A 17872-nucleotide genomic window follows, 5' to 3' on the forward strand; every position below is an offset into this window, starting at 1 on the left:
GGGGCTGAGGGCTGGGGCTGGGGCTGGGGCTGAGGGCTGGGGCTGAGGGCTGAGGCTGAGGGCTGAGGGCCGGGGGCCGGGGCTGGGGCTGGGGCTGAGGGCTGGGGGCTGGGGCTGGGGGCTGAGGGCCGGGGGCCGGGGCTGCGTCCGGGGCTTAGGGCCGGGGCTGGGGCCGGGGGCCGGGGCCGGGGGCCGCGGCACGTGCCGTCCGCCTCGTCGCGGGTCAGGTGGCGCTTCGGGGCGCAGGCGGCGTGGTCTCGCGCCCTGGCCGCCGCCGGACGGTTTTGCGGTGTCGACGGGTCCGGAGCGCATCTGACGGACCATCACGACCGACCGTGACATGAGTGATCAGGAGTGCGGAGCGGCTGGAGCCGTTGCTGCCGTCCATGGCGTTTCAGCGTGATCACCGTCAGGCGATCAACGGGATCCCGTGGCGGATCGACAACGGCGCGAAGTGGGCTCAGATCTCGCAACGATACGGCCCGGCGAAGACCTGTTACGACCGGTTCTCCCGATGGGAGCAGGTCGGGACGTGGACCCTGACGGAGCAACGGTTGCGGACCGACGTGGACGCCGCCGGAGATCGGACTGGCATGGGCAGGTCGACTCCAGCGTGGTGCGGGCGCATCAGCATGCCTCGGGTGCTCGCAACGAGGGCTGAGCCGGCCGAGTCGCGGGCAGCCCAGGGGTTGGGCCGCTCATGAGGAGACTGACCACCAAGGGATGCGGCCGCAGCCTGGTCAGGCGGCTCACCCCCGGGCAAGCCGCGACACCAAGGAGGTGGTGCCGTTGCTGGACAATGTCGCGGTCGGCCGGCCGGGCACTGGACCGCCTGGCGCCAGGGAGCTCCGGTCGGCGCCGCCACCTCGTTCCGGCGCTGTGCTGCTCGTCCACTGTTGCGTCGGCGCCGACCGGCGCCGCCACGGGATCGGACCGCGCTCACCCGGAGCTGCCACTGCCGGCGAGGCGCCGTCTCTTTCTCAGCGGACGGCTACCACCTGCCGCGCTCGCCCGGAGCTGCCACTGCCGGCAGGGCGCCGTCTCTTTCTCAGCGGACGGCTACCACCTATGTCGCTGACGACGGCGTAGCTCATCGAGCCGCCGTAGACCCATCCCAGTGCGGAGACTTGGGTGGTGTCGACGCCGCTGCTTCTCTCTGCATCGGGGCGGGAAAGGCACGAGGCCGGCGCCTGAGCGCCGGCCTCGTCTTCTGCCTCTGTCAGCGGGAGCCGTAGCCCGCGTTGTTGTTGCTGTTGCTGTTGTTGTTGCGGTATTCGCCGTCGCCCTGGCCGTCTCGGGTGAAGTCCCAGCCGCCGGCCGACTCGCGGCCCGGGCGGCCGCCCATGGCGAAGCCGCCGATCTCCTGGCCCCGGCGCCAGCCGCGGAAGTAGCCGGTGGTGTGCGCGGCGATGCTGGCGGCGTCGCGGACGATGCGCAGCGGGCGCTCGTCGCGCAGCGGGGAGCCGGGCACCAGGTTGGCCTGGGGGACCCGCTTGGGCAGGCCGGCCGACGTCTCGGCGGCCACCTCCGGCGTCGCTGCCTTTTCCGCTGCACGCCAGCCTGTGTCGTTCGGGTTGGTCCAGTCGAGCTTGTCGGACTGTTCGGTGTGGCCGGTGAACCACGCCGAGCGGGCCTGGGCGAAGATCAGCAGGTCGCCGTCGTTGCTGTCGGCCGGGACCGGGGGGCTGATGCTGCGGTCGAGCGCGGTGAGGGCCGGGCCGGCCGCGGTGCCGGTGGGGGTGCGGCGGGTGCCGTTGCGGCGGGCGTCGCCCTCGACCAGGCGGAGCGCGGGTGGCTCGGTGGCGGCGGGCAGGTCGGTGACGGTCGCGTCGAGGCTGTTGCCCTCGACCAGGCGCAGGGCCGGGGGCTCCTTGGGCATGTCCTGCCACGGCGGGCGGACCCGGCCGTCGGAGGGCGGCGAGCTCGTCGACGCGGCGGGGGTGACGTCGTCGCTGCCGCCGTTGTTGAGCAGCGGCCAGTTGGCGCGCGAGCCGGGCTCGGCCTCGGGGCCGCCGGGGCGCTGCGCCGGCATCGGCAGCGAGTAGTCGGTCGCGCTGGTGCTCGCCGGGGTGGACGAGGCGGGCCGGGTGGACGGGCGCGGCGGGATGACCGTGCGCTGGCGCTCGGCGCGCGCGTTGTTGATGGCCGCGTTGGTCAGCGTGGCGCGGAACGGCTGGCCGCTCTCGGCCGGTGTCGCCCCGCCCGGGGCGCCCGACGAAGGCGCGGCCGAGGTCTCCGGCGGGAAGGGCGAACCCGACGTCGGCGAGGCGACGGGGAACGAGCCCGAGGTCGGCGTGCCCGCGGGCAGCGACCCGGAGGGCCGGGAGGCGGGGAACGCACCCGATGCACCCGTGCCGGGGAACTGGCCCGAGGCACCCGAGGCGGCGGGGAACGAACCCGGCGCGCCGGACGCTGCGGGGAACGAGCCCGAAGGGCGCGACACGGCCGGGAAGGAACCCGACGAGTCGGAAGGGCCGGAGCCGGAAGGGCCGGAGGGCGAAGCCGACGCGGCCGGGTTGCGGGAGCCGGGCACCGGGCGCGACCCCGGGGTGATCGGCGTCATGCCCGGCGGGGGCGGCGGCACCGACACCGGCTTGTTGCCTGGGCCGGAGACCGGGCGGCTGCTGGGAGCCGAGACCGGGCGGCTGCTGGGAGCGGAAACGGGACGGCTGCTCGGCGCCCGGTTGGGGAACGCGGCGGCCGGCGCGCTGGGGCGCGGCGCGATCGGCGGCGGGCCGATCGGGTCGGGCGCGACCGGCGGCGACGTCAAGGGCTGGGGCGAGGCGGGGCCGCTGCCGGTGGAGGCGGGCTCGGGGCGGCCGCGCCGGCCGAAGGCGGACACCGACTGGAGCGGCGCGGGCTCGGGGGAGCGGCGGGCGGCGCGTCGGCCGACGCCGGCGGCGCCCGTCGACGGGGTGCTGCGGGCCGCGATGGTGCCGATCAGCGAGGCGCAGGCGGCGTCGCAGGAGCGGACCGCGGCCACGGCCTGGCGGACCGTCTCGCCGGCGGCGGGGGCGAGCGACTTGTTGATGCCGCCCCGGCGCGGGGACTCGCTGATCGCGACGTGCAGGGCGGTGACCGCGGCGATGATCTCGTCTTCGGTGCCTGCGCCGGCCCGGGTGAGCTCGGAGGCGACCTGCTCGGCGGCGCGCTCGGTGTCGCCCTGTGCGGTGAGGCGGCCGGGCTCGGGCAGCGCGTCGAGCACCGCGAGGGCCAGCGGGTGGGCCGGGTCGGGATAGGCGCGCAGCGCCGCGGGGTAGAGCTCGCGGAGCACCTCGCGCAGCGCGCTCGCGGCCGCGTGCCGGCCGTTAAGCAGGGCGACGTGCGCGGCGAGGACCGGCTTGTAGCTGACCAGCTCGCGGGAGACCGGCATGCCGCTCGCGGTGAGCGCGCCGGCCTGGAGGGCGCGGGCCAGGCCGACCGCCCGCCGCGCGGCGGGCGGGGCCTGCATCTCCTCGACGGAGTCGTCGTCGGCGAAGCGCTCGGCGAAGTCGTCGGTGGTGTCGTCGTCGGCCACGACCAGCGGCCGGCCGGCGGCGGTGAGCAACGACGTGACGAGGTGATCGTCGCTGTCGGCGGCGACCGCGGCGTCGGTGAATCCACTCGTCCGCTCCACGAGAAGCGAGCCGAGCTCGGCGTAGCCGCCGGGATCGTCGCCGATCTCGTGGACGCCGAGCAGTCGTCCTGCGTCGTCAACCACGGCGATGGTCAGCTGCGGGGACGAGGCCCCGCGTACCGATTCATCAGCCGACGCCAGACCGCAGTACACGCGCACGAGCGCCACGGCGTCGTCCTCCCTCCCCGGGACTTCCCTCTGCTGTCGGTTGGCCAAGGACTGATGCTCCCTGGTTAGGGGTCAGTCGCGCCAGTCCACAGCAGCAGAGATCTTGCCGATTACCGAGCGCCAGCCCAGACTTGCCTGTTGTGCCCCGATTTTCTTCAATCGACGGCGACCAAAGAATCCACCCATACCCCCGCTTTCCGCGGAACGGAGGGACTCGTCCAGGTCGTCCAGGGGCGACCCCGGCGACAGTGCCAGGATCACCGGCTTGAGCCGCAACGCGTAACCCAGGTCGCGGGCCACCTCACCGGCGGCGATGAGCAGTGGAAGGTCCCACGAGTCGTGCCCACCGCGCAGATTTTCCACCACGAGGTCGAGCTCGTAGCGGTCGTCCGCCGCCGGGTCGATGTCCGTCGACTGTACCCGGTCGGCGAGGGTGGCCCAGGAGTCGAGTTGTGCGAGGTCGTGGGGAGCACCCGAACGAATGAAGGAGACCAGCGACTCGGGCGTCTTGAACGCGAGCAGCCGGCCCTTGTGGCTGAGGAAGAGAGGGACCTCTTCGTCCTCCGCCTGGGTGGTCTCCTCGTCCTCGAAGTCGGCCGGGTCGGGCTCCTCGGCGTCGGACGCGTCCTTCTTGTCCTTGTCGTCGGCCTCGTCCTCGGCGAGCAGCGCCTGGAACTCCTCGTCGACGATGACCTCCTCGTCGTCGTCCGCGGCGGGGCGGTGGCGCGACTCGAAGAGGTCGTCCTCGGCCTCGACCTCGGTCGGCGTGATCTCGGAGGCCTTGCGGTAGGCGCGGAGGGTGAGACCGACGCCGGCCGGCAGCGCGATCTCCACCGGCTCGATGCCGACTTCTTCCCAGAGCGCGCGCCCCGCGGCGCCCTCGGTGGAGGCCTGCGCCTCGGGCTCGTCGGACTGGCTGGTCACGGTGACCTCCGCGTTGATCGGGCTGTGGGACGGTGAGTCTGACGACACACCCTAGTGGGCGCGCCTGGGCGCGGGCTGACCGTCCCCCGCACTTTCGCCAATGACCGTTTATGGACGATCAGAAACCTTTCGGGTGCCACACCGTCTTGGTCTCGAGCAGAGCCGTCATCGGGCCCACTCCCGGGTCGGCGGTCCAGTCCGGCGCGGCGGTGGGCCGCAGCACGCGCTTGAGCGTGCCCGCGGCCGCGCGCTCGAGCTCGGTCGCCAGGTCGGCGTCATCGACACCGGACAAGTCGACGGCGTTGACGTCGTCGTGCGACGCGAGCCACGGCGCGATCTCGGCGGCGTGTCCGGTGAGGATGTTGACCACCCCCGCGGGTACGTCAGACGTGGCGAGCACCTCCGCGAGGGTGACGGCCACCTGCGGGTTGCCGGCCACGACCACGACCGTGTTGCCGGTGACGACCGCGGGCGCGACGACGCTGACGAGGCCGAGCAGCGACGCCGGTGCCACCACGGCCACCACGCCGGTGGGCTCGGGTGCCGAGATGTTGAAGAACGGGCCGGCGACCGGGTTGGCGCCGCCGGCCACCTGGGCGATCTTGTCGGACCATCCCGCGTACCACACCCAGCGGTCGATCGCGGCGTCCACCTCGGCGGCCGCGACGCCCAGGGAGACGAACTCGGCCCGGCGGGCCTCGGCCATCTCGGCGATGCGGTAGAGGACCTGACCCCGGTTGTACGCCGTGGCGCCGGCCCACTTGGGCTGCGCCGCCCGCGCCGCGACCACCGCGTCCCGGGCGTCCTTGCGGGAGGCGAGGGAGACGTTGTCGCCGTCCACCAGATAAGTCCGTCCTGATTCGCTGCGCGGGAACTTCCCGCCGACGTACAGCTTGTAGGTCTTGCGCACGGAGAGGCGCGTGGATGACTCAGGCAAGGTACGCCTCCAGGCCGTGACGGCCGCCCTCGCGGCCGTACCCCGATTCCTTGTAACCGCCGAACGGCGACGTGGGGTCGAACTTGTTGAACGTGTTGGCCCAGACGACGCCGGCGCGCAGCTTGTCGGCGACCGCGAGGATGCGCGAGCCCTTCTCGCTCCAGACGCCGGCGGACAGGCCGTACGGCGTGTTGTTGGCCTTTTCGACCGCCTCGGCCGGGGTCCGGAAGGTCAGCACCGACAGCACCGGCCCGAAGATCTCCTCGCGGGCGATCCGGTGGGCCTGGGTCACGCCCGTGAAGATCGTCGGCGCGAACCAGAAGCCCCGGTCGGGCAGCGGGCACTCCGGCGACCAGCGCTCCGCGCCCTCGGCGGCGCCGATTTCCGACAATTCAGTAATGCGCGCGAGCTGGGCGGCGGAGTTGATCGCGCCCACGTCGGTGTTCTTGTCGAGCGGGTCGCCGACGCGCAGCGTGGACATGCGGCGCTTGAGCGAGTCGAGCAGCTCCTCGGCGATCGACTCCTGCACCAGCAGCCGGGAGCCGGCGCAGCACACGTGGCCCTGGTTGAAGAAGATGCCGTTGACGATGCCCTCGACGGCCTGGTCGATGGGCGCGTCGTCGAAGACGATGTTGGCCGCCTTGCCGCCGAGCTCGAGGGTGAGCCTCTTGCCCGTGCCGGCGACCGAGCGGGCGATCTGGCGGCCCACCTCGGTCGAGCCGGTGAAGGCGACCTTGTTGACGTCGGGGTGCTCGACCAGGTAGCGGCCGGTGTCGCCGGCGCCGGTGACGATGTTGACCACGCCCGGGGGCAGGTCGGCCTGGCGGCAGACGTCGGCGAAGAAGAGCGCGGAGAGCGGGGTCGTCTCGGCCGGCTTGAGCACCACGGTGTTGCCGGTGGCGAGCGCCGGGGCGATCTTCCACGCCAGCATCATCAGCGGGAAGTTCCACGGGATGACCTGGCCGGCCACGCCGAGCGGGCGCGGGTCGGGGCCGAAGCCGGCGTATCTCAGCTTGTCGGCCCAGCCCGCGTAGTAGAAGAAGTGCGCGGCGACCAGCGGCAGGTCGACGTCGCGCGCCTCCTTGATCGGCTTGCCGTTGTCGAGCGACTCGAGCACGGCCAGCTCGCGGGAGCGCTCCTGGATGATCCGCGCGATGCGGAACAGGTATTTGGCGCGCTCGGAGCCGGGCAGCGCGGACCAGCTCTCGAAGGCGCGGCGGGCGGCGGCCACGGCCCGGTCGACGTCCTCGGGGCCGGCCAGGGCGACCTCGGCCAGGGTCTCCTCGGTGGCCGGGTTGATCGTCTTGAACGAGTCCTTGGCCTCGGTGAAGGCGCCGTCGATGAACAGCCCGTAGGACGGGGCGATGTCGACGATCGAGCGGGACTCGGGGGCGGGGGCGTAATCGAACATCGGCCTCAGTCCAGGGTGAAGTAGTCCGGACCGGCGTAGTGGCCGGTGGTGAGCTTGGTGCGCTGCATCAGCAGGTCGTTGAGGAGCGAGGACGCGCCGAACCGGAACCAGTCGGGCGACAGCCAGTCGTCGCCGACCGTCTCGTTGATCATCACGAGGTACTTGATGGCGTCCTTGGTCGTGCGGATGCCGCCGGCGGGCTTGACGCCGACCTGGCGCCCGTAGCGCTCCCGGAAGTCGCGCACCGCCTCGAGCATGATCAGCGTGACCGGCAGGGTCGCCGCGACCGGGACCTTGCCCGTCGAGGTCTTGATGAAGTCGGCACCGGCCAGCATCGCGAGCCAGGAGGCGCGGCGCACGTTGTCGTACGTCGCGAGCTCGCCGGTCTCGAGGATGACCTTGAGGTGGGCGGGGCCGCACGCCTCCTTGACCGCGACGATCTCGTCGAAGACCGTGCGGTAGTCGCCGGCGAGGAACGCGCCCCGGCTGATCACCATGTCGATCTCGTCGGCGCCGGCCGCGACCGCGTCGCGGGTGTCGGCGAGCTTGACGTCGAGCGGCGCCTGGCCGGAGGGGAACGCCGTGGCCACGCTGGCCAGGTGGACGCCGCTGCCGGCGAGCACCTCGGCGGCGTGGGGAACCATGGCGGGGTAGACGCACACGGCGGCCACGCGGGGGCAGGTGGGGTCGGCGGGGTCGGGCCGCAGGGCCTTGGCCGAGAGCGCCCGCACCTTGCCGGGCGTGTCCGCGCCCTCGAGCGTGGTCAGGTCGACCATGCGGATGGCCAGATCGATGGCCTGGGCCTTGGCGGTCGTCTTCACCGATCGGGTGCCGAGCGCCGCCGCCCTGGCCTCGACGCCCACCTTGTCGACGCCGGGCAGTCCGTGCAGGAAAGTCCGGAGATCGGAGGTGGAATCGGGCAGGCCGGACAGCCTTGACGTCGCTGTCGCAGTCATGAAAGCGATTCTACGCGGGCCCCCGACAGTTGATCTTGATTGACCGGTAGGTTGTGCCCGTGGACGTACTCGTTGTAGATCACCCGCTCGCCCAGACCCGCCTCACCGCGATGCGCAACGCGGACACCGACTCGGGGGTCTTCCGGGCGTCCCTGCACGAGCTCACCACCATGGTCGTCTACGAGGCGGCCCGCTCCTTCGCCACCGAGAAATACCCGATCACCACGCCGGTGGCGCCGACCGAGGGCACCCGGCTGGCCAACCCGCCGCTGATCGTGCCGGTGCTGCGCGCCGGTCTCGGCATGGCCGACTCGGCGCTCGCCCTGCTGCCCGAGTCGTCGATGGGCTTCGTGGGCCTGGCCCGCGACGAAAAGACGTACGAGCCGCGGGCGTACATGGAGTCGCTGCCCGGCGACCTCTCCGGCCAGCCGGTGCTGGTGCTCGACCCGATGCTCGCCACCGGCGGCTCGCTGCTGCACTGCTGCAAGCTGCTGGTCGACCGCGGCTGCACCGACGTGATCATCTGCTGCGTGCTGGCCGCCCCCGAGGGCATCGCCGCCCTCGAGGCCTCGGGCCTGCCGCTGCGCCTGGTCACCGCCTCGATCGACCAGGGCCTCAACGAGAAGAAGTACATCGTCCCCGGCCTCGGCGACGCCGGCGACCGCCAGTTCGGCGGCATGCGCAGGTTCTAAGCGCTGTAGGACCAGCTCACGGCCCTGCCCGCGGCGAAGGGCATGACGCCGTGGAAGACGGTGGGGGAGTCGGCGAAGACCAGCGGCAGGAAGTGGCGGTCGGACTCCCACATCGGGACCTCGCCGGCCAGCACGTCCTTCACCGGCATCCAGTGCAGGCTGCCCTCGTCGTTGCCGTCCAGCGGGGTGCCGCTCCATTCGGGGACGCGGAAGAGAAAGCCGAACCAGTTCTCGCCGTTGCGCCCGAAGCCGGGCCAGGAGATCGTGCCGGCGAGATCGACGCGGTCGGCCGAGATCCCGGCCTCCTCGGTGATCTCGCGGCGCATCCCGGTCACCACGTCCTCGTCCGGTGACAGCTTGCCGCCGAGGCCGTTGTACTTGCCGTAATGGAGATCGTCCGGCCGGGTGTCCCGCCGGATCATCAGGACTTCGTCGTGCGACGGTGACAGCACGTAGCCGAGGGTTGCGATGATTGCCTGCACGGCCGCGACTCTATAAGGAAGCAACCGGGATATAACCGTCCTGACGATCGGTCTGCGTGACTGGGGACACTATCGTTTCGAGCCATGACCTCCATCGCGCTCGCCGAGGAACTGCTTCTCCTCGCGTACGACGACCAGACCGGCAAGGCGACCGGCTCCCGTATCGGGCTCGACCTCGGCATGGCCGCGGCCGTGCTGGTCGATCTCGCCTTGAAGGGACGTGTCGCGTACGTCGACGGTTACCTCAAAGTCATCGACCCCACCCCGATCGGCGACCCGATCGCCGACGCCGTGCTCGCCAAGGCGGCCGAGGACGAGCCCCACACGCCCGCCCAGTGGCTCCAGCGCCTGCGTCACCGCCTGCGCACCCGGGTGCTGGAGGACCTGTGCGCCCGGGGCGTCGTGCGGGACGTGGACGAGACCCAGCAGGGCTACATCCACGTGCACCGCTACCCGACGACCGACCCCGCGTACGAGGCCGAGATCCGCGGCCGGCTCGCCAAGGCGCTGACCACCGACGGGCCGACCGACGAGCGGACCGCCGCGCTGGCCACCCTGCTGGTGGCGACCCGCATGGAGCCCGCGCTGCGCCTGCCGCCGGAGGAGGCCGCCCAGGCCCACGAGCGCCTCGAGCAGATCGCCGCCGGCGCCGGCTTCTCGGGCAGCGCCAACCTGGAGGACTCGATCGTCCGCCCGTCCGTCGCCCTGGTGGTCGCGACGCTGGGCCGGGCGATCACGGCGGCCCTGGGCGCTCCCAAGCCCGCCTGACCGCCCGAGGCTCAGACGCCGAGCGCCGCGGCGATCTCCCGCCGCAGGGTCACCAGCGCGTCCGCGGCCCTTTCCCGGGCCGCGGTCACGTCGCTCCCGGCGACGGGCTCGACCACTTCGAGGTACGCCTTGAGCTTGGGCTCGGTGCCCGAGGGCCGGATGACGGCGCGCGCCGACGCCGTGCGGAACGTGAGCACGTTGTTGACGTCGTCGTCGGTGGTGGCGACCGGGGCGCCGAGCAGGGTCCGCGGCGGTGCGGTGCGGGCGCGCCGCATCGCCGCCCCGATCTCGGCGAGGTCGTCGACGCGTACCGAGAGCTGGTCGGTGGCGTGCACCCCGAACTCGGCGGCCAGCTCGTCGAGCCGGTCGGCCAGCGTGCGCCCCTCGGCCTTGAGCCCGGCGGCGAGCTCGGCCACCGTGAGGGCGGCCGTGATGCCGTCCTTGTCGCGCACCAGCGACGGCGCGACGCAGTAGCCGAGCGCCTCCTCGTAGCCGAAGGCCAGCTCCTCGGCGGCCCGCACGATCCACTTGAAGCCGGTCAGCGTCTCCGCGTACGGCACGTTCCGGGCCGCGCAGAGCCGGCCCAGCAGCTGCGACGAGACGATCGTGGTCGCGTACGTGCCGGGGACGCCTCGCCGGATCAGGTGGTCGCCGAGGAGCACGCCCAGCTCGTCGCCGCGCAGCGGCCGCCAGCCGCCCCCGGGCCGGGGGACGGCCACCGCGCACCGGTCGGCGTCCGGGTCGTTCGCGATGGCCAGGTCGGCGCCGCGGGCCTCGGCGAGCGCGAGCAGCAGGTCCATCGCGCCCGGCTCCTCCGGGTTGGGAAAGGCGACCGTCGGGAACTCGGGGTCCGGCTCGGCCTGCTCGGCCACGACGGCGAGCGGCGGGAAGCCGGCCGCCGCGAAGGCCGCCGCCAGCGTGCTGCCGCCGACGCCGTGCATCGGGGTGTACGCGATGGCGAGGTCGCGCGGGCCGCCCTCGCTCAGCACGCCCGCGGCGCTCCGCGCGTACCCCTCAATGATCTTGTCCTCGACGAGCGTGCCCGGCTCGCCCAGCGGAACCGCCGCGAGGGGGCCGACGGCCCGGATGGCCGCCTCGATGCCGGCGTCGGCCGGCGGGACGATCTGGGCGCCGTCGCCGGCCGGCCCGCCGAGGCCGCGCCCCAGATAGACCTTGTAGCCGTTGTCCTGGGGCGGGTTGTGGCTCGCGGTGACCATCACGCCGGCGACCGCGTCCAGCGCCCGCACCGTGTAGGCCAGCACGGGCGTCGGCAGGGTGCCGGGCAGCAGCAGCGCCTCGCGCCCCGCGCCGGTCGCGACGCGCGCGGTGCGCTCGGCGAACTCACGGGAGCCGTGCCGCGCGTCGTAGCCGATCACCAGCGGACCCTCGCCGCCCTGCTCGGCCAGCCAGGCGACCAGCCCGGCCGCGGCGCGCGTGACGACCGCGAGGTTCATCCCGTTCGGCCCCGCGCGCAGCCGGCCGCGCAGCCCGGCGGTGCCGAAGGTGAGCGGGCCGGCGAACCGGTCGCGCAGCTCGGCCTCGGTGCCGGGCAGTCCGTCGAGCAGCCGGGTCAGCTCGGCGCGGGTCGCCGGGTCGGGATCGTCCGCCAGCCAGTGTTCGGCCAGGGAGCGCAAGTCGTCAGGTGCCATCCGAACTTGATAGCACGAGCGCCAACCGTCAGGCCGCGCCCAGGGCGTACGACTTGATCATCTGGTCGAAGATCGGCTTGCTGGCGGCGAACTGCGACTCCTTGGTGGTCAGGTAGAACGAGTACGCCTTGCCGCCGGTCACCACCGCGCCCCACAGGCCGTGCCGGCCCTCGGCGCCGGTGCCGCACTTGTACTCGAGCACCGCGCCCTCCCGGCCCGCGATCTGGGCCTTGGCCAGACCCACCCGGGCGTACGGGGTCGTGCAGCTCGTCGTGCCCTTCTTGAGGTTGCTCTCGGCGACGCCCAGGAACGACGTCGGCGTGCCCTTCGACTTCTCGATCAGGATGCGGACCTTGCGCTTGGCGTCCTGCGGGTCGGAGTAGTCGACCCAGCTGCCGGCGGCCTTGCGGTTCCAGCCGGCGGGCACGAGCACGGTGATGCCGCGGTCCTTGTACGTCTGGGTGGCGAAGGTCGGTGCCACATTTTCGACGGCGGACGGCGGCGCGGCCGCCGGGGTCTTGTCGTCGCCACCGCCGCCGGTCAGCGAGAAGACCAGCACCAGCAGCAGCACGACGCCGAGCGCGCCGCCGCCGGCGATGAGCTGCTTCTGCCGCGGCCAGCCCTTGACCGTGGTCACCGCGCGGTCGGCCGTCTGGCGGGCGGTGCCGACCACCTTGCCGATCATCGCCTTGCGCTTGGCGGCCGGGCTCATCACGACCCTGCCGCCGGGCATCGGGTCGCGCGCCGCGCGGGCGCCGTTCCACGCCTCGCGGGGCGGCAGCACGCTGGTCGTGTCGCCGGTGGGCAGCGGCGGCGGTGCCTGCATCGCGCCGGTCGGCGGCAGATCGCCCGGCCCGGCGCCGAGGCGGCCGGCCGCGGCACTTTCCTGCTGGAGCTTGGCCAGGTGGTCGGTGAGCGAGTCGCCGGGCGAGAGCATGGCCCGGCCGCCGATCTGACCGCTCGGCTGGGGCGGGATCGGCTGGGTCTCGGCCGGCACGGCCGGCGGGCGCGGCGAGGGGACGACCGAGTAGGGGTCGGTCATCATGTGCGGCGGGCTCTTGCTGGCCAGCGGGCCGGCGAGCTGCTGGCGCAGCATCGTGCGGGCGGTGCCGACGTCCATCCGCCGGGCCGGGTCCTTCTCGAGCAGGCCCATCAGCACGGGGGTGAGCGAGCCGGCCCGCACGGCGGGTGCCGGCGGGTCCTCGACCACCGCGTGCATGGTCTCGATCGGGTCGCCCTTGTCGAACGGGGGACGGCCCTCGACCGCGGTGTAGAGCGTGACGCCCAGCGAGAACAGGTCGCTCGGCGGGCCGAACTCGCTGCCCATGGCCCGCTCGGGCGAGATGAAGTGCGGCGAGCCGAGCACCATGCCCGGCGTGGTGAGCTGCACGTCGGTGGGCATCCGCGCGACGCCGAAGTCGGTGAGCACGCAGCGGCCGTCGGAGCAGATGAGCACGTTGGCCGGCTTGACGTCGCGGTGCAGCACGCCGTGGGCGTGCGCCACCTCGAGGGCGCCGAGCAGCGCGATGCCGATCTTGGCGACGACGCGGGGCGCGACCGGCCCGTCCTCGATCACCATGTCGGCGAGGCTGCGCGCGTCGAGCAGCTCCATCACGATCCACGGGCGGCCGTTCTCGTGCACGACGTCGTAGACCTGCACGACGGCCGGGTGCTGGAGGGCCGCTGCCGCGCGCGCCTCGCGCATGGTCCGCTCGTACATCGCGTCGCGGTCGCTGGGTGCGAGGCCGGGCGGGAGGACGACCTCCTTGATCGCCACGTCCCGGCGCAGCAGCGTGTCCGCCGCTCGCCACACCGTGCCCATGCCACCGTGACCCACCGCGGCACGGAGTGTGTACCGCCCGCCGATGAGCGTGCCAGGAGCTGCGCGTCCGCTGGTGGGAGCCGTGTTGCCACCGCTCCACGTCGGAATCTGAGTCACTGAGGATGCCACCGAGGGGGTCTAGGGGCCGTCGACCAACCCCGCTATCTTGCCGGTTCCGAGGCCCGATTTGAAAGTCACGAGGCTCGTGTTTACCCGAACTCGACGGTAGGTGACCGGGGAACTGCATTCGGTGGACGTATTCGGACGGAGAGTGCGAAAGTCCTCACTCATTCGAATTGAACGAAGCCTTAGGATCACGGGTGTGAACGCGGAGTCGGGATTCGAGATCAAGCCGGTTTACCGTCCGGGCGATGTGTCCCCCGAGGCGCCCATCGGCGAGCCGGGCGAGTTCCCGTACACCCGGGGCGTCTATCCCACGATGTACACCAAGCGTCCCTGGACCATGCGGCAGTACGCGGGCTTCGGCACGGCGGCCGAGTCCAACGCGCGCTACCACCAGCTGCTCGCCGCCGGCACCATGGGCCTGTCCGTCGCCTTCGACCTGCCCACCCAGATGGGGTACGACTCCGACGAGCCCATCGCGCACGGTGAGGTCGGCAAGGTCGGGGTGGCGATCGACTCGCTCGACGACATGCGGCAGCTCTTCGACGGCATCCCGCTCGACCGGGTCTCCACCTCGATGACGATCAACGCGCCGGGCTCGGTGCTGCTGCTGCTCTATCAGCTGGTCGCCGAGGAGCAGGGCGTTCCGGGCTCGGCCCTGCAGGGCACCATCCAGAACGACATCCTCAAGGAGTACATCGCCCGGGGGACGTACATCTTCCCGCCGAAGCCGTCGCTGCGCCTGGTCGCCGACACCTTCGCGTACTGCCGCACGGAGATCCCGAAATGGAACACGATCTCCATCTCGGGCTATCACATGGCCGAGGCCGGCGCCTCGCCCGCGCAGGAGATCGCTTTCACGCTGGCCAACGGCATGGAGTACGTGCGTGCCGCGATCGCCGCGGGCCTCGCCGTCGACGATTTCGCGCCGCGGCTGTCGTTCTTCTTCGTCGCGCGCACGACCCTGCTCGAGGAGATCGCCAAATTCCGCGCCGCGCGCCGCATGTGGGCCCGCATCATGCGCGACGAGTTCGGCGCCAAAGATCCGAAATCGCTGATGCTGCGATTCCACACGCAGACCGCGGGTGTGCAGCTCACCGCCCAGCAGCCCGAGGTCAATCTCGTCCGCGTCGCCATCCAGGCGCTCGGCGCGGTCGCCGGCGGCACCCAGTCGCTGCACACCAACGCGTACGACGAGGCGATCGCGCTGCCCACCGAGAAGTCGGCGCGGCTCGCCCTGCGCACCCAGCAGGTCCTCGCGTACGAGAGCGGCCTGACCGGCACGGTCGACCCGTTCGCCGGCTCGTACGCGATCGAGGCGATGACCGACGAGATCGAGCGGCAGGCCACCGAGCTGATCGAGCGGGTCTTCTCCTACGGGTCCGCGGTGGACGCGATCGAGCAGGGCTTCCAGAAGCAGGAGATCGAGACCTCGGCGTACCGGATCGCCAACGAGATCGACAGCGGCGGGCGGGTGGTCGTGGGCGTCAACAGGTTCGCCGCCGAGGCCGAGGAGCGCTATGAGCCGCTGCGCGTCGACCCGGCGATCGAGGCGGCCCAGGCGGCCCGGCTGGCGAAGCTGCGCGCCGAGCGCGACAGTGTGGCGGTCGAGACAGCCCTGGCGGATTTGGCGAAGGCCGCCGGTGGGAACGAGAACGTCCTACCGTTGATGAAAGAGGCGTTGCGCCTTCGTGCCACAGTGGGCGAGGTGTGCCACACCTTGCGCGGCGTGTGGGGGGTCCATCACCCCGTCGAGCGCTTCTGACGGTGGCGTCCCGCAACCCGGGACGCCACCGTTGAACCGCGTCACCTCAACGGACCGTAACCGGTTGTAGGCGTGGGCGGGAATGGCGTTGCACAGCGTTACCTAAAACGGTCTAAGCTGTCGCGCGTCGCGAAAACCCGACAAAACTTCAATGAAGATACGGAAGCCGACGTGACTACTACTCTGACGGAGCCCGACGGGGCCCAGACGGAGTGGCCCGGGCCGTTGCCCGGTGCCGAGCCCCTGCCCGGCCAGCTCGACCGCTGGCTCGCCTCCCGAGGTGCGGAGCTCGTAGCGATTCGGCGGCACATTCACGCTCACCCCGAACCCTCCTATCGCGAGGTCGAGACCGCGGCGCTGGTCGCCCGCGAGCTGGCCGTGGCCGGCCTCTCGCCCCGGCTGCTGCCCGACCGCAACGGCGTGATCTGCGACATCGGCACCGGCGACCGGGTGATCGCCTTCCGGGCCGACCTCGACGCGCTGCCGCTGCAGGACCTCAAGGACGTGCCGTACCGCTCCACTGTGCCGAACGTGGCGCACGCCTGCGGCCACGACGTGCACACCACCGTCATGCTCGGCCTCGGCCTGGCCCTCGCCCAGCTCGACGAACGCGGCCAGCTGCCCGGCCGGGTCCGGCTGATCTTCCAGCCGGCCGAGGAGGCCGTGCCCTCCGGCGCACCGCACGTGATCGCCGCGGGCGGGCTCAAGGACGTTGCCGCGATCTACGCGCTGCACTGCTACCCGCAGCTGCCGGCCGGCCTGGTCGGCGTGCGGTCGGGCCCGTTCACCGCGGCCGCCGACATGATCGACGTCAAGGTCACCGGCCCGGGCGGGCACACCGCCCGGCCGCACCTCACCGCCGACCTGGTGCACGCGCTGGGCCGCATCATCATCGACGTGCCGTCGCTTCTGGACCGCCGCGTCGACCCGCGCGCCGGTGTCTCGCTGGTGTGGGGCGCGGTGCACGCGGGCGAGGCGCCGAACGCCATCCCCGGCGTCGGCGAGGCGCGCGGCACGGTGCGGATCCTCAACCGGGACGCCTGGCGCGAGGCTCCCGAGCTGATCACCAAGCTGATCCAGGACGTGGTCGCGCCCACCGGGGCGCACGTCGAGGTCGGCTACCACCGCGGCGTCCCGCCGGTGATCAACGACCGGATGGCGACCGCCGTGATCGCGGGCGCGGCCGGTGCCACGCTCGGCCCCGACCGGGTGGTCGAGGCCGAGATCAGCATGGGCGGCGAGGACTTCGCCTTCTACCTCGACCACGTGCCGGGCGCGATGATCCGGCTCGGCACCGCGCGGCCCGGCTCCGACGAGAAGCACGACCTGCACCAGGGCGACTTCGACGTCGACGAGAACTGCATCGGCTACGGCATCAGGGTGATGGCGCACACGGCGCTCGCCGCGCTGGCCACCGGCGCCTTCTGACGCGCCGCCTTTCCCAGCGCCGGACGCGGCGGCGACCGCATCGCCGGTCGCCGCCGCGGCTCTGTCCGCCGGTCAGTCCTGCTGCGCGGGTGGCTGCGCGGGAGCGGGCGTGGCCAGCGCGGCGCTCGCCGGCCCTGTCTGCCGGGCGCGCATGCGGCGGATCGCGTAGTAGATCGCCCACACCGGCACGCCCAGCGCGATCAGCCATGGCAGCAGCGCGCCCAGCACGGTCAGCAGCACCCGGAGCGATGCCAGCAGCGCGTCCCACCCGGCGCCCAGCCCGGCCAGGAAGCCCGGCGGATCGTCGTCGACCGGCCCGGCGACCGGGTCGGCGTCGGGGTCGAGGAAGGTGACCGTGATCGTGGAGAGCGCGGTCAGGTCGGCGAGATTGCGCTTCTTGGCCTGCAGCGATGCCAGGTCGGACTCGCGGGTCGCGACCTCGCGCTCGAGCATGACCAGGTCGTCGAGCGACTTGGCCTGGCCGAGTAGCTTGCGGCCGCTGTCGACCCGGGCCTGCTGCACGGCTATCCGGGCGTCGAGGTCGACGACCTGCTCGGTCACGTCCTCGGTGTTGATCTGGCGCTGCTCCTCGTCGCCGAGATCGGCGAGCTGGTCGACGACCGTGCCGAACTTGTCGGCGGGCACGCGCAGCGTCAGGGTGGCGGTGCCGGCCCCGGAGCCGCTGGTGCGGTTGTCGCCGCCGACGAAGCCGCCCGCGGTGTTCGCGATGCCGGTGGCCTGACCGGCCGCGGCGTTGACGTCCTTCACCCGTACCGACAGGGATCCTCGATAGATGATCGAGCGCTGCTCGACCCGCAGGTCGGGCGCCTGCGCGGTGGTGTCCTTGCCCTGTGCCGGCGCCTGCTCCGTCGTCTGGCCCGGCTGGTTCTGTTGCGTCTGCTGATCCGGCGCCGCGGCCGGTGCGGCGGCCCCGCCGCTGGAGCTCTGGGTCTCGTCCGCGGAATCGCCGCTGCATCCGGCGAGCAACAGCCCGAGAAGGGTGACCGTCCCGAGCAGATATGTCTTTCGGCTTCGGTTCGTGCGCATGGCCATGGGACGTGCGGCGGCCGTTTCCCGGTTCCGGCAGACTGCGAGGTGGATGGTCACGAATCGGCTGCAACGGAGGGTCCC

The 17872-nt window shown here is 72.4% G+C and carries 14 protein-coding genes; 5 read left to right on the forward strand and 9 right to left on the reverse strand.

All coding sequences use genetic code 11. The annotated features are described in order from the left end of the window. The first annotated feature begins 344 nt into the window (after positions 1-344). The gene (locus tag Ade02nite_RS50765; protein WP_203768496.1) at positions 345-704 is read left to right on the forward strand and encodes a transposase; all 360 of its coding nucleotides are present in this window, start codon (positions 345-347) and stop codon (positions 702-704) included. A gap of 515 nt (positions 705-1219) precedes the next feature. Here the strand turns inward: Ade02nite_RS50765 and Ade02nite_RS24720 are convergent. From Ade02nite_RS24720 to deoC, 5 genes are all read right to left on the reverse strand, one after another. Then, positions 1220-3784 carry a serine/threonine-protein kinase gene (locus tag Ade02nite_RS24720; protein WP_203768498.1) on the reverse strand — a complete coding sequence of 855 codons (2565 nt, stop codon included), beginning with the start codon at positions 3782-3784 and terminating at the stop codon, positions 1220-1222. A gap of 72 nt (positions 3785-3856) precedes the next feature. Continuing rightward, on the reverse strand, positions 3857-4708 hold the full coding sequence (locus tag Ade02nite_RS24725) for a SatS C-terminal domain-containing protein (protein ID WP_203768500.1): 852 nt from the start codon (positions 4706-4708) through the stop codon (positions 3857-3859). A 118-nt stretch (positions 4709-4826) separates the two neighbouring features. Further along, positions 4827-5645, reverse strand: coding sequence for an aldehyde dehydrogenase family protein (locus Ade02nite_RS24730; RefSeq protein WP_203768502.1), 819 nt, complete (start codon positions 5643-5645; stop codon positions 4827-4829). Then, positions 5638-7056, reverse strand: a complete 1419-nt coding sequence (locus Ade02nite_RS24735) for an aldehyde dehydrogenase family protein (protein WP_203768504.1) — start codon at positions 7054-7056, stop codon at positions 5638-5640. Before Ade02nite_RS24735 ends, Ade02nite_RS24730 begins: the two co-directional genes overlap by 8 nt. A 5-nt stretch (positions 7057-7061) precedes the next feature. Further along, the gene (gene deoC, locus Ade02nite_RS24740) at positions 7062-8012 is read right to left on the reverse strand and encodes a deoxyribose-phosphate aldolase (RefSeq protein WP_203768506.1); all 951 of its coding nucleotides are present in this window, start codon (positions 8010-8012) and stop codon (positions 7062-7064) included. 59 nt (positions 8013-8071) lie between these two features. Between deoC and upp the strand changes: the two genes are divergently transcribed. Further along, positions 8072-8704, forward strand: a complete 633-nt coding sequence (gene upp / locus Ade02nite_RS24745; RefSeq protein WP_203768508.1) for a uracil phosphoribosyltransferase — start codon at positions 8072-8074, stop codon at positions 8702-8704. On the opposite strand, the gene Ade02nite_RS24750 is transcribed toward upp, so the two are convergent. Beyond that, on the reverse strand, positions 8701-9186 hold the full coding sequence (locus Ade02nite_RS24750) for an NUDIX hydrolase (RefSeq protein ID WP_203768510.1): 486 nt from the start codon (positions 9184-9186) through the stop codon (positions 8701-8703). The genes upp and Ade02nite_RS24750 overlap by 4 nt on opposite strands. Positions 9187-9270: 84 nt before the next feature. On the opposite strand from Ade02nite_RS24750, the gene Ade02nite_RS24755 reads away from it, so the two are divergent. After that, complete coding sequence (locus tag Ade02nite_RS24755) at positions 9271-9954, forward strand: GOLPH3/VPS74 family protein (protein ID WP_203768512.1); 684 nt, start codon at positions 9271-9273, stop codon at positions 9952-9954. 11 nt (positions 9955-9965) lie between these two features. Here the strand turns inward: Ade02nite_RS24755 and Ade02nite_RS24760 are convergent, their stop codons facing one another. Both Ade02nite_RS24760 and Ade02nite_RS24765 read right to left on the reverse strand, forming a co-directional pair. Further along, positions 9966-11603 carry a phospho-sugar mutase gene (locus Ade02nite_RS24760; protein ID WP_203768514.1) on the reverse strand — a complete coding sequence of 546 codons (1638 nt, stop codon included), beginning with the start codon at positions 11601-11603 and terminating at the stop codon, positions 9966-9968. 28 nt (positions 11604-11631) lie between these two features. Next, positions 11632-13542, reverse strand: coding sequence for a serine/threonine-protein kinase (locus tag Ade02nite_RS24765; protein ID WP_203768516.1), 1911 nt, complete (start codon positions 13540-13542; stop codon positions 11632-11634). A 205-nt stretch (positions 13543-13747) separates the two neighbouring features. Between Ade02nite_RS24765 and Ade02nite_RS24770 the strand changes: the two genes are divergently transcribed. Then, positions 13748-15313 carry an acyl-CoA mutase large subunit family protein gene (locus Ade02nite_RS24770; protein WP_203768518.1) on the forward strand — a complete coding sequence of 522 codons (1566 nt, stop codon included), beginning with the start codon at positions 13748-13750 and terminating at the stop codon, positions 15311-15313. Between the two features lie 171 nt (positions 15314-15484). Beyond that, positions 15485-16741, forward strand: a complete 1257-nt coding sequence (locus Ade02nite_RS24775; RefSeq protein WP_203768520.1) for an amidohydrolase — start codon at positions 15485-15487, stop codon at positions 16739-16741. A 72-nt stretch (positions 16742-16813) separates the two neighbouring features. Here the strand turns inward: Ade02nite_RS24775 and Ade02nite_RS24780 are convergent, their stop codons facing one another. Continuing rightward, the gene (locus Ade02nite_RS24780; protein ID WP_203768522.1) at positions 16814-17788 is read right to left on the reverse strand and encodes a DUF4349 domain-containing protein; all 975 of its coding nucleotides are present in this window, start codon (positions 17786-17788) and stop codon (positions 16814-16816) included. Positions 17789-17872 lie beyond the last annotated feature (84 nt).

This window comes from Paractinoplanes deccanensis (assembly GCF_016862115.1).
In the GTDB taxonomy this organism is placed as follows: Bacteria; Actinomycetota; Actinomycetes; order Mycobacteriales; family Micromonosporaceae; genus Actinoplanes; species Actinoplanes deccanensis.

Excerpts from the sequence above, each read along its gene's own strand:
- Ade02nite_RS24735 (WP_203768504.1), bottom strand. The coding sequence starts at position 7,056 with ATGTTCGATTACGCCCCCGCCCCCGAGTCCCGCTCGATCGTCGACATC.
- deoC (WP_203768506.1), bottom strand. The coding sequence starts at position 8,012 with ATGACTGCGACAGCGACGTCAAGGCTGTCCGGCCTGCCCGATTCCACC.
- Ade02nite_RS24755 (WP_203768512.1), top strand. The coding sequence starts at position 9,271 with ATGACCTCCATCGCGCTCGCCGAGGAACTGCTTCTCCTCGCGTACGAC.
- Ade02nite_RS24760 (WP_203768514.1), bottom strand. The coding sequence starts at position 11,603 with ATGGCACCTGACGACTTGCGCTCCCTGGCCGAACACTGGCTGGCGGAC.
- Ade02nite_RS24780 (WP_203768522.1), bottom strand. The coding sequence starts at position 17,788 with ATGCGCACGAACCGAAGCCGAAAGACATATCTGCTCGGGACGGTCACC.